Origin of the sequence: Undibacterium sp. TC4M20W (assembly GCF_049340245.1) — a bacterium.
Classification (GTDB): domain Bacteria; phylum Pseudomonadota; class Gammaproteobacteria; order Burkholderiales; family Burkholderiaceae_D; genus Undibacterium.
Genome location: NZ_JBMPPI010000024.1, coordinates 28,493 through 43,332 on the forward strand (window position 1 = coordinate 28,493; position 14,840 = coordinate 43,332).

General features: G+C 50.0%; 13 protein-coding genes. 9 read left to right on the top strand and 4 right to left on the bottom strand.

Annotated elements, in window-relative coordinates; all coding sequences use genetic code 11:
- The first annotated feature begins 164 nt into the window (after positions 1 to 164).
- The 5 genes from hemC (at position 165) to ppa (ending at position 4,927) form a co-directional block, all read left to right on the top strand.
- Positions 165 to 1,112, top strand: a complete 948-nt coding sequence (gene hemC, locus ACO0LL_RS22805) for a hydroxymethylbilane synthase (RefSeq protein ID WP_422953109.1) — start codon at positions 165 to 167, stop codon at positions 1,110 to 1,112.
- Between the two features lie 12 nt (positions 1,113 to 1,124).
- Entirely contained in the window at positions 1,125 to 1,898 is a 774-nt protein-coding gene (locus ACO0LL_RS22810) for a uroporphyrinogen-III synthase (RefSeq protein ID WP_422953110.1), read from the top strand.
- Positions 1,895 to 3,055, top strand: a complete 1,161-nt coding sequence (locus ACO0LL_RS22815) for a uroporphyrinogen-III C-methyltransferase (RefSeq protein ID WP_422953111.1) — start codon at positions 1,895 to 1,897, stop codon at positions 3,053 to 3,055. Before ACO0LL_RS22810 ends, ACO0LL_RS22815 begins: the two co-directional genes overlap by 4 nt.
- Before the next feature lie 4 nt (positions 3,056 to 3,059).
- Positions 3,060 to 4,256 (top strand): heme biosynthesis protein HemY, encoded by a 1,197-nt coding sequence (locus ACO0LL_RS22820; protein WP_422953112.1) that lies wholly within the window; start codon positions 3,060 to 3,062, stop codon positions 4,254 to 4,256.
- Between the two features lie 134 nt (positions 4,257 to 4,390).
- Positions 4,391 to 4,927 carry an inorganic diphosphatase gene (gene ppa, locus ACO0LL_RS22825; protein ID WP_422953113.1) on the top strand — a complete coding sequence of 179 codons (537 nt, stop codon included), beginning with the start codon at positions 4,391 to 4,393 and terminating at the stop codon, positions 4,925 to 4,927.
- Between the two features lie 119 nt (positions 4,928 to 5,046).
- Here the strand turns inward: ppa and ACO0LL_RS22830 are convergent, their stop codons facing one another.
- Both ACO0LL_RS22830 and ACO0LL_RS22835 read right to left on the bottom strand, forming a co-directional pair.
- Positions 5,047 to 6,087, bottom strand: a complete 1,041-nt coding sequence (locus ACO0LL_RS22830; RefSeq protein ID WP_422953114.1) for a serine/threonine protein kinase — start codon at positions 6,085 to 6,087, stop codon at positions 5,047 to 5,049.
- Between the two features lie 31 nt (positions 6,088 to 6,118).
- On the bottom strand, positions 6,119 to 7,297 hold the full coding sequence (locus ACO0LL_RS22835; protein ID WP_422953115.1) for a GNAT family N-acetyltransferase: 1,179 nt from the start codon (positions 7,295 to 7,297) through the stop codon (positions 6,119 to 6,121).
- Positions 7,298 to 7,323: 26 nt separating this feature from the next.
- On the opposite strand from ACO0LL_RS22835, the gene ACO0LL_RS22840 reads away from it, so the two are divergent.
- The 3 genes from ACO0LL_RS22840 to ACO0LL_RS22850 all read left to right on the top strand — a co-directional run bounded on the left by ACO0LL_RS22840 (position 7,324) and on the right by ACO0LL_RS22850 (position 10,523).
- Entirely contained in the window at positions 7,324 to 8,937 is a 1,614-nt protein-coding gene (locus ACO0LL_RS22840; RefSeq protein WP_422953116.1) for an NAD+ synthase, read from the top strand.
- 57 nt (positions 8,938 to 8,994) lie between these two features.
- Positions 8,995 to 9,333: a P-II family nitrogen regulator gene (locus tag ACO0LL_RS22845; RefSeq protein ID WP_110253085.1), complete on the top strand. Its 339-nt coding sequence runs from the start codon at positions 8,995 to 8,997 to the stop codon at positions 9,331 to 9,333.
- A 92-nt stretch (positions 9,334 to 9,425) separates the two neighbouring features.
- Positions 9,426 to 10,523, top strand: a complete 1,098-nt coding sequence (locus ACO0LL_RS22850; protein ID WP_422953162.1) for an ABC transporter substrate-binding protein — start codon at positions 9,426 to 9,428, stop codon at positions 10,521 to 10,523.
- Positions 10,524 to 10,583: 60 nt separating this feature from the next.
- Here ACO0LL_RS22850 and ACO0LL_RS22855 read toward each other — a convergent pair whose 3' ends face one another.
- Positions 10,584 to 11,219: a Smr/MutS family protein gene (locus ACO0LL_RS22855; RefSeq protein ID WP_422953117.1), complete on the bottom strand. Its 636-nt coding sequence runs from the start codon at positions 11,217 to 11,219 to the stop codon at positions 10,584 to 10,586.
- Positions 11,220 to 11,242: 23 nt separating this feature from the next.
- Positions 11,243 to 12,187 carry a thioredoxin-disulfide reductase gene (trxB, locus tag ACO0LL_RS22860; RefSeq protein ID WP_422953118.1) on the bottom strand — a complete coding sequence of 315 codons (945 nt, stop codon included), beginning with the start codon at positions 12,185 to 12,187 and terminating at the stop codon, positions 11,243 to 11,245.
- A 272-nt stretch (positions 12,188 to 12,459) separates the two neighbouring features.
- On the opposite strand from trxB, the gene ACO0LL_RS22865 reads away from it, so the two are divergent.
- Positions 12,460 to 14,796 (top strand): DNA translocase FtsK, encoded by a 2,337-nt coding sequence (locus ACO0LL_RS22865; protein ID WP_422953119.1) that lies wholly within the window; start codon positions 12,460 to 12,462, stop codon positions 14,794 to 14,796.
- Positions 14,797 to 14,840 lie beyond the last annotated feature (44 nt).

The window sequence follows — 14,840 nt, forward strand, 5'->3', positions numbered from 1 at the left end:
GACCAGATTTGATGTGCTTCTATCTCCATTCTGCCGCTGCATTTAATTTAATTCACGCAAAACTATCATCTTGTCATCTGAATTACTTATAAAGTCATTTCCTGCAATGATAAAATCGTGCCTGGTTTTTGTATCCAGCTTTTACAGTTGAAAGTAGCCTTATTTTGACATCTTCAAGTTCTAAAAAATTGATTATTGCCTCACGCGAAAGCCGTTTGGCGATGTGGCAGGCCGAACATGTGCGTGATCGTCTGGCTGCACTGTACCCTGATTGGCAGATAGAAATTTTGGGCATGACGACCCGTGGTGACCAGATACTTGACCGCGCGCTGTCCAAAGTGGGTGGCAAAGGCCTGTTCGTCAAGGAGCTGGAAGTCGCCATGGCAGAAGGCCGCGCTGACCTGGCTGTGCATTCTCTCAAGGATGTACCCATGGATTTGCCCGAGGGCTTTACCTTGGCGGCCATACTGGAACGTGAAGATCCACGCGATGCCTTTGTTTCGAATGACTATGCTGGTCTGGATAGCTTGCCTGCCGGTGCCGTCGTCGGTACCAGCAGCTTGCGCCGTCAGGCCCTGATTTCCACACGTTACCCGCATCTGGTGATACGCCCGCTGCGCGGTAATCTGGATACCCGCTTGCGTAAACTTGATAATGGCGAATACGCTGCCATCATCCTGGCTGCAGCTGGTCTCAAACGTCTTGGTGTACCTGAGCGCATACGCGCCTGCCTGGATCCCGAAGAAAGCTTGCCGGCAGCAGGGCAGGGTGCGATGGCAATAGAAATACCGGATAACCGGCCAGAACTGCAAGCCATGCTGGCTGCATTGAATCATACCGAGACTGCACAGGCAGTGACGGCGGAGCGCACAGTGTCAAAGGCTTTTGGCGGTAGTTGCCAAATACCGCTGGCAGCTTTTGCGACAGTCAGCCAGGGCCAGATGCAGATTCGAGCCATGGTTGCCACGCCGGACGGTACCCGCATCGCCAGGGCAGAAGCTGCTGGTGCCGCTGATCAGCCGCATGCACTGGGCCTGAAGCTGGCACAAGCGCTATCCGCGCAAGATGCAGAAGCCATATTGGCAGTGTGCAAAGCTGAGATTACTGAGTGATATAGCCAAGGCATGCAGAATCACAAGGTCATACTGACGCGCCCACTTGCACAGGCTCAGGATTTTGCCCGGCAGGTAATAGCCATGGGGCGAGAGGTTGAGCATTTTCCTTTGCTGGAGATAGCAGCACTGGAAGACAATACTGCCTTGATTGCACAATTAGGGCAGTTGCAAGACTATGCCCTGATCGCCTTTGTCAGCCCGAATGCGATAGAGGCTTTTTTCCGGCATTTGAAGAACTTGCCAGAGAAGCTGACTTTTGCTGTCATGGGAGAGGGTAGCCGGGCAAAACTGGCCGAATATGGCGTGAACGACCAGACCGCGACCATTTTGCGCCCACGTAATCAATTGAAGACAGATTCTGAAACTCTGCTTGCCGAGTTGGATCTTGATGCGCTGCGCGGCCAGAAAGTATTGATCATCCGCGGTGAGTCAGGCCGGGAATTATTGGCCGACGCCTTGCGTGCGCATGGTGTAGAAGTGGTGCAGGTAGCTGCCTATCGCAGGGTCAAACCAATACTGAATAATGAAAAAGAAAAGCATTTAACACAATTGCTTGGAAGTGATAATGACTGGGTCATCACCAGTTCCGAGGCTTTGCGCAATTTGTGTGACTATGTAGAGGCCTTGAAATTAAATAGTGGCGTGGCAAAAATGCAACGACAACATTTGCTGGTACCACACAGCCGTATCGAAGAAACCGCACAATCTCTGGGGTTTCTGCACATAACCTTAACAGCTTCTGGCGACGAACAACTGCTTGTCGCGTTACAATCTCGTCTATGAGTGAACAGCAATCAAATCCCGACGCCGTCGTGACGGCAAATCCTGTCGATGCCCAGGCACGACAGCCCGCCCCAACTTTACCTGCAGAAGCTGCCAGGGAACCAGGCTGGGCCAGTCCGGCTTATCTGGTATCCGGTGTGCTCGCAGTTTTACTGGCAGCTAACTGGTGGTCATCGCAAAATCAGATCAGTGGTTTGCGTGAAGAAGTCGCCAAGAGACTGCAAACTGCCGATACCAATAGCAGTGAAACCAAAGTGTTGGCACGCAATGTGCAAGAGACTGCCAAGGAAATCCAGTCCAAGGTCATTCTGCTGGAAGGCAAACAGTCTGAAGCGCAAAGCCAGCAACTGGCCCTTGAACAGTTGTATCAAGACTTGTCCAAGAATCGCGATGACTGGGCACTGGCCGAGATTGAGCAGGTATTGGCGACGGCTAGCCAGCAATTGCAATTGGCAGGTAATGTGCAAGGTGCGTTGATTGCTCTGCAAAATGCCGATGGCCGCCTCGCCAAATCCGATAAGCCGCAATTTATTTCCATACGCCGTGCGATTGCCAAGGATATTGAGAGACTGAAGTCTTTACCTGCCCTGGATTTGCCTGGCGTCGCACTGCGCCTGGATAGTGTGATTGCCCAGATTGACCATATTCCATTATGGTCGGATGAGAAATCAGTGGTATCAGCAACACCACCAAAAGCGCCATTGCGCGTTTTACCCAAATCTTCAGTCACTGCAAAAGCAGAAAAGAAGACTGTTGATGATGTTGAAGAAATTACCTGGAGCATGCGCCTGCAAGACGGCTGGCAGAGTTTTTCCAGCGAAATGTGGAACGAGGTCAAACAGTTAATACGCGTGCGTAATGTAGAGACGCCGGATGTATTGTTGCTGACACCATCTCAATCTTATTTCGCCCGCGAAAACCTGAAGCTGCGCCTGTTGAATGCGAGGCTGGCACTGTTGTCCAGAAATGAAAGTATCTTCAGGAGCGACATGATCGCCGCACAGGATGCCATCGGCAAGTATTTTGATACTCGTGCCAAGCAGACGCAGACTGTACAAGCCTTGTTGCGCCAGGTGCAGGGCAGCAATCTGTCGATAGAAATGCCGACATTGGGCGAGAGCCTGAATGCGGTACGTAACTACAAAGTGAAGCCATAAGAGTATGCGTATCTTTATCCGGCTTCTGATTCTTTTTGCGCTCGCTGTTGGCCTTGCCGTGGGTGCACGTTATAACCCTGGGAATGTGGTCCTGTTCTTTCCGCCTTACCGGATAGACCTGTCACTGAACTTCTTCCTGTTCCTGTTGCTGCTTACTTTTATCGTTATTTATCTGGTCATACGTGCCATTGTCACAACCAGAAAAATGCCACGCAAAGTTGCCTTGTATCGCCAGAACAAGCGTGAAAAAGACAGCAACAAGGCCTTGCGCGAAGCCTTGAAGGCCTTGTTTGAAGGCCGCTTTGGTCACGCCGAAAAAGCGGCCATGCGTGCCACTGATTTGCCAGACAATGCTGGCGTTGCTTCACTGATCGGCGCGCGCGCGGCGCATCACATGAGCCAGTATGAGCGACGTGATTCATGGTTTGCCGGTCTTGAGCAGGATGGCACTTACAAGGTTGCCCGTTTGGTGAGTATGACAGAATTGCTGGTCGATCAGCATCACCCTGGCAAGGCGCTGGAAGCAGTGCGTGAACTGAATGCCAATGGTACACGCCACATTCAGGTCTTGCGTTGGGCCTTGAAAGCCAATCAGCAGGCACAGAAGTGGCAGGAAGTATTGAAGCTGGTACGCACACTGGACAAGCACCGCGCCCTGCATCCGGCGTTGTCGCAACGTTTGCGTGAACTGGCTTATGAAGATTTGCTGAAGAACCAGGGCCATGATGCCGAATCCCTGCGCCGGGTCTGGTATGAAATCCCTCAGGCAGAGCGCAAATCGGCTTTTATCGCTAGCACTGCTGCAACAGCTTTTAACTCGCACGGCTTGTTTGATGATGCCCGTGGCATAGTCGAAAAAGCATTGGCAGAGGAGTGGGATGAGCGCCTCATGCGCGCCTACCGTGATGCTGCAGCATCAGAGGGCTCTGCTGCCTTGTTATCACAAATTGAACATTGTGAAAAATGGTCAGAGCAACATCCGACTGACCCAGAACTGGCACTGACGCTTGGTACACTATGCCTGCGTCAGAAATTATGGGGCAAGGCACAAAGGCATATGGAGCAGGCCTTGTCCGATGCAGTTGACCCGCGCACTGTGCGCGAAGGCAACCTGAAGCTGGCGCAGTTGCATGAGGCGCTGGGCCAGGCAGAAGAAGCTGCCAGCCATTATCGCCAATGTGCGATGGCAACCATGTTATGAGGATGCGGATTGTATTAACTGGCTGAAAGTTAAATTGTCATACCGCCCTGTTGCGGCGCACAATTCTGCCTTGAAAAACTATATAATCCTGTCCAAACCATTTCTTCTATTGATACTTATACAGAAAGTGCAAGATGAGCTTGAATAAAGTACCAGCAGGTCGTGATCTGCCAAATGACTTCAACGTTATTATCGAAATCCCTATGAATGGCGATCCGATCAAGTATGAAGTCGATAAAGACACTGGCGCCCTTTTTGTTGATCGTTTCATGGGTACTGCCATGCATTATCCTTGCAACTATGGCTATGTGCCACAAACTCTGGCTGGTGATGGCGACCCGGTTGACGTATTGGTCATCACGCCTTTCCCGCTGATCCCTGGTGTGGTAGTGCGTTGCCGTCCTATCGGCATCCTGAAAATGACAGATGAAGCCGGTAACGATGCCAAAGTATTGGCTGTACCAGTAGATAAAATCCTGCCTATCTACACACACTGGCAAAAACCTGAAGACCTGAACGAATTGCGTCTGCGCCAGATCCAGCATTTCTTTGAGCACTACAAAGATCTGGAAAAAGGCAAATGGGTTAAAGTTGAAGGTTGGGGCGGTCCCGACGATGCCAGGGCAGAAATTTTGGCAGGCGTAGAAAGTTTCCAAAAAGCCGAAGCTTAAGACTTAAGAGCTAGCAATTAAAAGTTAGTAACTAAGAGCTTTAGAATTAAAAAAAGGTGCGATTTGATCGCACCTTTTTTGTTTTTTTCTGACGCAATCAGCGTGCATCGCTACCAGGCTCATATCCTGTGTATCAGATAAGCTGCCACACCGACGACGGCAGCAATCAGCGCGGCCCAACTCAGCCAGGAACCAACGTGTGGACTATCGTCATTGGCATAGTCGCTGGTATCACCACCTTGTTTCTGACGCTTGCGCTTTAGTTTTCTGTCGCGCTCCAGGAATTTCTCTAATGCCAAAGACATTTCAGCGGCACTTTCATATCGTGCTGCAGGATCTTTCTGCATCGCTTTCATGACAATTTTGGATAGTGAATCCGGTATGCTAGTGCGAATTTCTGAGGGATATTTCGCTACTTTATTTACAATCTGTTGCAATAATTTGTCAACATCTTGCGACTGAAATGGCTTTTGGCCAGTCAGCATTTCATACATGACTGTGCCCAGCGAATACACATCCGTCAAGGCATTGACAGCTTTGCCATTAGCCTGCTCTGGTGACATGTAGTTGGGCGTGCCCAGAATATTATTGTTGAACAGGGTGTGGGCTTGTTCCCTGGTTTCATCCAGTACGCGATTTGGTGCGCGGGCAATACCAAAATCCACCACCTTGGGTTGCTGGCTAGGTAAAACAAAGATATTCGCAGGCTTGATGTCGCGGTGTATCACGCCATTGGCATGGGCGTAAGCAAGTGCCTCGGCGATCTTCTGTATGATATTCGCGGTCTCTATGATGTCGAATTGCTTGCCGTCTGCCAGGATATGCCGCAAATCCTTGCCCTGCAGAAATTCCATCGCGATAAATGTCGTGCCACCTTCGCTGGACGCGTCGAATATCGTCACGATATTCGGGTGGGATAACCTGCCAGCCGCACGTGCTTCATTGATAAATTGCTGCTCGCGTTGCTTCTTGTCGGCAGCATTATTGCCAGCACTAAATATTTTAATGGCGACATCGCGGTCTATGACGGGATCGTGGCCCAAATACACGGCACCATTTGATCCCATGCCCAGACGCTCGCTGAGGTAAAAGCGTCCGACGCGTTTGCTTGGCAATGCAGCAGGTGGTGCATTCGGTGTCGAGAGAAAGTTATTTTGCATGGCGACAGGATGCCTTGAACGAAGCAAAATTTCAAGTAGCGCTTACTTCATTGTGTTTCAGCGCTTTATATGGTGTGTGTTGATGTAACTCATCTAAATATAGCTCAATATCTTGTGTTTCACGTACAAGGAAATTTGATACTGCGTCAAAAAATTCTGGATGACTCAAGTAATGTGCTGACCAGGTCGTGGTTGGCAGAAAGCCGCGTGCCATTTTGTGCTCGCCTTGTGCTCCGCCTTCGAAAATCGCAATTTTTTCCTGTATGCAGAAAGCTATGGATTGGTAGTAAGCGGTTTCAAAATGCAGGCAGGGATGTGTTTCCAGGCAACCCCAATAACGCCCATACACGCGCTGCTGATCATGAATGAGCAGGGATGCAGCGATCTTATTGCCTCGCAATGCAATGATAAGATGGATATTTTCTGGCATGGCACGACCTATGCGCAAGAAAAAATCCAGATTCAGGTACGGCGTTGAATGATGTTCTTCATAAGTCTGGTCATAACAGCTTTTGAAAAAGCGCCAGTCGTCTTCTTGTATGTCTTTGCCGCGCACATGCTGGAACTGTATGCCGGCATCCTGCACTTTCCTGCGCTCGGCACGAATATTCTTGCGTTTTTTCTTGTCTAGCGTATCCAGAAAATCATCAAAACATTGGTAGCCCTTGTTTTCCCAGTGAAACTGCACGCCTTTGCGCAACAGATAGCCTTCTTCATTGAGCATGCGCGCCTGATCTTCCGGCAAGAACAGCAAATGGCTGGAAGAGTATTCACCGGCCTCTTGTAGCTCCTGCAGGGCAGCGATCAATGCCCCTTGTGCGGCAGTATTGCGTGCCAGCAGACGGCTGCCCGTGATGGGAGAGAAAGGGATGGCGGACAACAGCTTGGGATAATAATCGTGGCCATGCCGCTCAAACGCCCTGGCCCAGGCCCAGTCAAACACATACTCGCCATAGGAATGGCTCTTTTCATACAGCGGCATCGCAGCTTCAAGCTGCTCGCCATTCCAGATGGTAATAAAACAGATTTGCCAGCCAGTTTTTTCAGTGGCAGAACCTGACTCTTCCATGGCGCTCAAAAATGCATACGATAGAAATGGATTGGCAAGCGTCTGATCTGCAATCAGGCTGTCCCATGATGATTGCGCTATCTCGCTCAGTGAAGTGACGATACGCATGCGATAATGTGGGGCTGGAGATTCAGATTTCATTTTCGATTTAATACAGATTTGCAAATATGACCGTAAAAGTTGCCATTGCCCAGATGAATAGCGTTGTCGGTGATCTTGCCGGCAATGCTGCCCAGATCGCAGAATATGCCCGCCGTGCCGCAGAGCAGGGAGCAGACATACTCGTCACACCGGAATTGTCCCTGGTAGGCTATCCACCAGAAGATTTATTGCTGCGCCAGGCGTTTTATCATGATACTGCTGCCGCACTCGATACCTTAAAGAAACAGCTTACGCTATTTCCCGGCCTTGCGGTTTTGGTCGGTCATCCGGGTGAGGTCGATGGTAAACGGTATAATGCTGTTTCTGTGCTGCAAGATGGTGTGGTATTAGCAAGTTATTTTAAGCGTGATTTACCAAATGATATGGTGTTCGATGAAAAACGCTATTTTTCATCAGGTAACGAGGCTTGTGTATTCGCTATCAAGGGCGTGAATTTCGGCATCAATATCTGTGAAGATACCTGGCTGCCAGATGCGCCAGCACAAGCCAGGCAGGCGGGCGCAGAAGTGCTGCTGGTGCCAAACGGTTCACCCTATCACATGGGCAAGCAGCATCAGCGCTACGACGTCATGCGCGCCAATGTGATTTCTCAGGGTTTGTCCCTGGTGTATGCCAATCTGGTCGGTGGCCAGGACGAATTGATTTTTGATGGCAATTCATTTGTCATGGATGTCCACGGTCAGATTTGCGCCCAGATGAAGCATTGCGAAGCTGATTTGCAAGTAGTCGAATTTGACGGCGCGCAGCCTTTGAATGCTCGCGTGGAAGCGGCCTTATCGCTGGAAGCGGAGGTTTATCAGGCACTGGTCATGGGCGTGCGTGATTATGTAGGCAAGAACGGCTTCCCCAGTGTATTGCTGGGTTTGTCTGGCGGGGTTGATTCTGCCCTGGTGCTGGCAATTGCAGTCGATGCGCTGGGGGCAGACAAGGTCAGGGCGATCATGATGCCTTCGCCTTATACTGCCGATATTTCATGGCTGGATTCGCGTGATATGGTGGCACGCATAGGTGTGCGCTACGATGAAATCGCCATCAGCGATTGCTTCAGCGCATTCCGTTCTACTCTGAGCCAGGAATTTGCTGGCTTGAAGGAAGATACCACCGAAGAAAATATACAGGCTAGGATACGTGGCACACTGTTGATGGCCTTGTCGAACAAATATGGTTCCATCGTTTTGACGACGGGTAACAAGAGTGAAATGGCAGTTGGTTACTGTACTTTGTACGGTGACATGGCAGGTGGCTTTGCCGTCATCAAGGATATTGCCAAAACCCTGGTATATCGCCTATGTGCCTATCGCAATACCCTGTCAGCCGTAATACCCGAGCGGATACTGACGAGGGCGCCATCAGCTGAATTGCGACCTGATCAAAAAGACCAGGATTCTTTGCCGCCCTATGACATTCTGGACGGCATCATGGCCATGTATATGGAAGAAAACAAGGCGCGTGCCGAGATAGTTGCGGCAGGCTATGCGGCAGAGGATGTGGAACGCATCACGCGCCTGATCAAAATTAATGAGTACAAGCGGCGTCAAGCGCCCATAGGTATCAGGATTACCCATCGCGCTTTCGGGCGTGACTGGCGTTATCCTATTACTTCGAAGTTCAGAGACTAGTTTGATCCGTATTAATTATATTAATCGTATTAACCGTAACAATTTAAGGAGAGGGAAATGAAACAGATTACCGCTATCATCAAACCATTCAAACTCGACGAGGTGCGTGAAGCGCTGGCTGACGTTGGCGTGACAGGATTGACTGTGGTCGAGGTAAAAGGTTTTGGCCGTCAAAAAGGGCACACGGAGCTGTATCGTGGCGCTGAGTACGTGGTCGATTTCTTGCCCAAGATCAAGGTGGAAGTCGTAGTAGATGACAAGATTGCCGACAATGTAGTCGACGCAATTATTAAGGCGGCTCATACCGGCAAGATTGGTGATGGGAAGATTTTTGTACAAAATGTGGAGCAGGTAATACGTATTCGCACTGGCGAGACGGGTCCTGATGCGGTTTAAATATGATGATGTTTAAGAAGTTTGCAGTAAATGAATTTGTTGGTGTTTCAAAAGCAAGAGCAAAAACAAAAATAGGGGTGGCACTGGTGTTGATGGCGATGGCAAATGCCCAAGCCGAAACCGGTGTCACAGATAGAAAAATTTTATTGGGTCAGTCAGCCGCATTTTCCGGCCCGGCAGCACAACTTGGCTTGCAGCTCAATTCAGGTGCCAAGACTTATTTTGATCAGGTCAATGCTGCAGGTGGTGTCTATGGCCGCAAGATTGAAATCATACAAAAAGATGATAAGTATGAGGCAGATCTGGCGGCTACCAATACCAGGGCCCTGATTGAAAATGATGGTGTATTTGCTTTATTTGGCTATGTAGGTACAGCCACCAGTAATGCAGCCTTGCCCATTTTCACGCAAGCAAAAGTCCCTTTTTTCGCACCTTATACCGGTGCGCAATCCTTGAGAGAACCTCTCAACCGTCAGATTTTCAATATCCGGGCAAGTTATAACGACGAGACTGAATATCTGGTCGATCGTCTGGCCAATCTGGGGACAAAAAATATCGCCATTTTTTACCAGAACGATGCCTATGGCAAGGCGGGTCTGGCGGGTGTGGAACTGGCGATGAAGAAAAGAAATTTGCGTATAGCCGAGATGGCAACAGTGGAAAGGAACAGCACTGATGTCTCAGCTGCCGTTGCCAAGCTCTTGCCAAAACGGCCTGATGCCATCATACAGATCAGCACCTATGCAGCCAGTAGTGCACTGGTCAAAGAAATGCACAGGGCTGCCTATACAGGCATGTTCTACAATGTTTCTTTTGTCGGTAGCCAGGCTCTGGCAGATGCCCTGGATAAAGATGGCGTCGGTGTCGTGATTTCACAGGTGGTTCCATTTCCATGGTCACCGTCAATACCAGTAGTTGCCGAATACACGAAAAGTATGGAGAAAGCCGGAAATAAAAATCTGAACTTTTCCAGCTTTGAAGGTTATCTGGCTGCCAAAGTATTTGTGGAAGGCTTAAAGCGCGCCGGATCAGGTCTCACCAGAGAAAAGCTGGTGTCTGCACTGGAAAGTATTAACCGCAGCAGTTATGACCCTGGTGGTTTTGATGTGAGTTTTTCGCCTTCGAATCATAACGGTTCAAAATATGTTGATATGACCGTTATTTCGAAGGACAAGAAGTTCCGCAATTAAGTTTGCTATGCCTGAGCCTCGGTTTGTCGGGGACTCAGGCTGCATAGCTATGAGCCATCGTCAAGATTTCAATAGCACGATCAAGGCACCAGAGCCACCATCAGCCGCAGTCGCCTGGCTGAATGCCAATACTTCATCTTTCTGTATCAGCCAGTTTCTGACTTTTTGCTTCAGTACAGGTTCCTTGTTGACAGAGCCCAGACCTTTGCCATGGATGATGCGCACGCAACGTGTGCCATTGCGCATGCACTTGCGCAAAAATTCTCCCAGACTATCCCTGGCTTCATCGCGACGCAAGCCATGCAGGTCAAGTTGCGCCTGTATGACCCAGTGGCCTTTACGCAGCTTCCTGACGACATCCTGGCCCACGCCTGATCTGGTATAGCTGAGGTTTTCATCAGTTTCCAGCAAAGAATCAGCATCGAATTCATCCGACAAAGATTCTTGTAGGGCTGCCTGTTCATCTGCAATGTGCTGAAACGGCAGGGGTTCAAGGCGAGCTGGGGCAGGGTGATGTTTCACCGCGGTTTTTAAAACCTCTACCTTGCCTACGCTGGAACGAAAAATATTCGCCTCTTCCCTGGCTTTCTTTTCCCGTTCCAGACGTTCTGCTTCGGCACGTTGTCGGCTTTCTTCTTGTTGCTTTAATTGCTGACTGAGTGACTTCAGGTCAGCAAGGTTTTTAAAAGACGACATCCTTTACATCCTTGGCGTTTGACTTATTCTTCCAGGAAGCGTTGCGCATCCAGCGCTGCCATACAGCCTGTACCAGCACTGGTAATCGCCTGGCGATAGATATGATCCTGTACGTCACCGGCAGCAAACACGCCTGGTACATTGGTCGCTGTTGCCATGCCCTCAGTACCGGTACGGGTTTTGATATAGCCATTCTTCATATCAAGCTGGCCATCAAAGATGCTGGTATTTGGTTTGTGGCCTATCGCAATGAATACGCCATGCAGAGTGATAGGGGTAACAGTTCCATCTGCTGCCTTGATATTGATGCCAGTCACACCAGAGTCATCACCGATGACTTCATCGAGCGTATGGTTCCATTTGACTTCGATCTTGCCTTCTGCCACTTTGGCCATCAGGCGGTCAATCAAAATTGCCTCTGCACGGAACTTGTCGCGACGGTGGATGACGGTAACCTTGCTGGCGATATTCGACAGGTAGAGGGCTTCTTCCACCGCTGTATTGCCACCACCAACCACAGCCACTTCCTTGCCGCGGTAAAAGAAACCATCGCAAGTAGCGCAGGCAGACACGCCTTTGCCCATGAAAGCCTGTTCAGATGGCAGACCCAGATATTGAGCAGATGCGCCGGTAGCAATGATCAGGGAGTCGCAAGTATATTGCGCCTGGTCACCGATCAGGCGTATCGGTTTTTCATCGAGCTTGGCGGTGTGGATGTAATCAAAAATGATTTCTGTATTAAAGCGTTCTGCATGCTGCAAAAAGCGCTGCATCAGTTCTGGTCCTTGTACGCCCATAGGATCAGCAGGCCAGTTTTCTACATCGGTGGTGGTCATCAACTGGCCGCCTTGTTCTACACCGGTGATCAGTACAGGTTTCAGATTGGCGCGGGCAGCATACACAGCGGCGGAATAACCTGCGGGGCCAGAGCCAAGAATTAATACGCGGGCATGTTTGGGTGTGGACATAGCAGACCTGATAAAAAAGTTGATGATTAGCTGAATTGCAGATAATAGATGGCGTTTTTCATGCAAATTTCAAGTTTTTTGCTGATTTTGCATCGCTATCCTGAGGTAAGCCTGAATTATAGACTATCCTCATAGTGGTCGTCTTCCTGCCGTGGTGCGCCAGACGGGCATATCTGTTTCAACTGTTACAGTGCACAAGTTTGGCGCATACACGGCTTCATGCTATCTTGTCAGCTTTTGATAGCTGTCCGAATGAGGTTGCTCTCTGTTTTATGACTACTGGTAACGAAGCTTATACTCGAAGCAAGAAAACTGCAGCACCTGCAGCGCCACCAAACCGCTTTCTGGTTCTTTTGATGGAAGCGAAATGGATAGCCCTTGCCGCATTTTGCATTTGCCTGATACTGATCATGGCAAGTTATTCCACGCAAGACCCAGGCTGGTCGCGGTCGGTGGATATTCCGCGCATACACAATATCGCTGGCAAATTTGGTGCCTGGCTATCTGATGTGCTGTTTTATGTATTTGGCATTTCGGCATGGTGGTGGTGTGTATTTGCCTGCCGCCAGGTGTGGATCTCGTATAGTAATTTGTCGCAAAGAGTGAAACTCAATCCTGATCCGGAACCTGAAGTCGGCTTCCCTGAAATCCTGGTGCGTAATATTGGTTTTGGCTTGCTATTGGCTGGCAGCATGGGACTGGAATATTTGCGCATGCACAGCCTTAAAGTAGCCTTGCCGCTAGGGCCGGGCGGGGTATTGGGTGAGTTGATCGGCAATGCCGGTTTTGCGGCATTGGGCTTCACTGGCGCGACACTGGCTTTGTTGCTGATGATTGCTCTGGGTATCAGCCTCTATTTCCACGTGTCCTGGCTGACCATCGCAGAACGCATAGGTACAGGCATAGAATGGGCTTTTGTCTTCGTGCAAAGCAAACATGCAGATGCAGAAGACCGGCGCGCTGGCCAGACTGCCGCCGTCAAGCGTGAAGAAGTCGTAGTGCAGGAAAGAGCCAAAATCGTTGAAGCCACACCAATACGCATAGAGCCGCAAGTAGTTGCCGTGCAGCGCTCAGAGCGAGTGGAAAAAGAAAAGCAGGTTTCCCTGTTCAATGAATTGCCAGATACCAATTTACCACCCTTGTCTTTGCTGGATGAGCCGCCGCCAGTGCAAGAAACTGTCAGCGTACAAACCCTGGAATTCACCAGCCGCCTGATAGAAAAGAAACTCTCAGACTTTGGTGTTGATGCCAAGGTTGTTGCAGCTTATCCTGGCCCTGTAGTAACCCGCTATGAAATAGAACCGGCTACTGGCGTAAAAGGTAGCCAGATTGTGAATCTGGCACGTGACCTGGCGCGCTCTTTGTCGCTGACATCCATACGCGTGGTTGAAACCATCCCCGGTAAAAATTACATGGGCCTGGAGTTGCCCAACCCCAAGCGCCAGATCGTTCGCCTGACCGAGATTTTGGGCTCCAAGGTCTATAACGACAGCTCATCGAGCCTGACCGTGGCATTGGGCAAGGATATTGGCGGCCTTCCTATCTGTGCAGATTTAGCCAAGATGCCTCACTTGCTGGTGGCCGGTACGACAGGTTCTGGTAAATCTGTGGGTATCAATGCCACCATCCTGTCGCTGCTGTACAAGTCAGACCCAAATGATGTACGCATGATACTCATCGATCCAAAAATGCTGGAGATGTCGGTGTATGAGGGCATACCGCATTTGCTGGCTCCGGTGGTCACGGATATGCGCCAGGCAGGCCATGCCCTGAACTGGGCGGTGGCAGAGATGGAACGCCGTTACAAACTCATGTCCAAACTCGGTGTGCGTAATCTGGCTGGCTATAACGCCAAGATTGCAGAGGCAACGCGTAAGGAAGTGCATATCCCTAATCCTTTCAGTCTGACGCCAGATGCGCCAGAGCCCCTTGAAAAACTGCCAACCATCGTCATTATTATTGATGAGCTGGCTGATTTGATGATGGTGGTCGGTAAAAAGGTAGAAGAACTGATTGCCCGTATTGCGCAAAAAGCCCGTGCTGCGGGCTTGCATCTGATATTAGCGACGCAAAGACCATCGGTGGACGTGATCACGGGCCTGATCAAGGCGAATATTCCTACCCGTATCGCCTTCCAGGTCAGCAGCAAGATAGATTCACGCACTATTCTTGATCAGATGGGCGCAGAAGCATTGCTGGGCATGGGTGACATGCTTTACATGCCACCGGGCACAGGCTTGCCTGTCCGTGTGCATGGAGCTTTTGTCTCGGATGAAGAAGTACATCGCGTAGTTGAATATTTAAAATCGCAGGGCGAACCAAATTACATAGAAGGCATACTTGAAGGTGGCACTCTGGAAGAGGGCGGCGAAGCCGGTGGCGAGAGTGCTGGCGCAGGTGGTGGCGAATCAGATGCCTTGTATGATCAGGCCGTTGCCATCGTACTCAAGAATCGCCGTGCCTCTATCTCGCTCGTACAAAGGCATTTACGCATAGGCTATAACCGTGCAGCCCGTTTGCTGGAACAAATGGAACAAAGTGGTGTCGTATCTACCATGCAGTCCAACGGCAACCGCGAAATTCTGGTTCCTGCTGGGAATACAGAATAATTGTGACGGAATAAAGCAAAACAATAGCAGCGACAGAACAGGAT

What these genes read in the sequence shown, in the direction of transcription:
- ACO0LL_RS22810 (WP_422953110.1), top strand. Translation starts at nt 1,125, where the DNA reads ATGCAGAATCACAAGGTCATACTGACGCGCCCACTTGCACAGGCTCAG.
- ACO0LL_RS22815 (WP_422953111.1), top strand. Translation starts at nt 1,895, where the DNA reads ATGAGTGAACAGCAATCAAATCCCGACGCCGTCGTGACGGCAAATCCT.
- ACO0LL_RS22820 (WP_422953112.1), top strand. Translation starts at nt 3,060, where the DNA reads ATGCGTATCTTTATCCGGCTTCTGATTCTTTTTGCGCTCGCTGTTGGC.
- ppa (WP_422953113.1), top strand. Translation starts at nt 4,391, where the DNA reads ATGAGCTTGAATAAAGTACCAGCAGGTCGTGATCTGCCAAATGACTTC.
- ACO0LL_RS22830 (WP_422953114.1), bottom strand. Translation starts at nt 6,087, where the DNA reads ATGCAAAATAACTTTCTCTCGACACCGAATGCACCACCTGCTGCATTG.
- ACO0LL_RS22835 (WP_422953115.1), bottom strand. Translation starts at nt 7,297, where the DNA reads ATGAAATCTGAATCTCCAGCCCCACATTATCGCATGCGTATCGTCACT.
- ACO0LL_RS22840 (WP_422953116.1), top strand. Translation starts at nt 7,324, where the DNA reads ATGACCGTAAAAGTTGCCATTGCCCAGATGAATAGCGTTGTCGGTGAT.
- ACO0LL_RS22845 (WP_110253085.1), top strand. Translation starts at nt 8,995, where the DNA reads ATGAAACAGATTACCGCTATCATCAAACCATTCAAACTCGACGAGGTG.
- ACO0LL_RS22850 (WP_422953162.1), top strand. Translation starts at nt 9,426, where the DNA reads ATGGCGATGGCAAATGCCCAAGCCGAAACCGGTGTCACAGATAGAAAA.
- ACO0LL_RS22855 (WP_422953117.1), bottom strand. Translation starts at nt 11,219, where the DNA reads ATGTCGTCTTTTAAAAACCTTGCTGACCTGAAGTCACTCAGTCAGCAA.
- trxB (WP_422953118.1), bottom strand. Translation starts at nt 12,187, where the DNA reads ATGTCCACACCCAAACATGCCCGCGTATTAATTCTTGGCTCTGGCCCC.
- ACO0LL_RS22865 (WP_422953119.1), top strand. Translation starts at nt 12,460, where the DNA reads ATGACTACTGGTAACGAAGCTTATACTCGAAGCAAGAAAACTGCAGCA.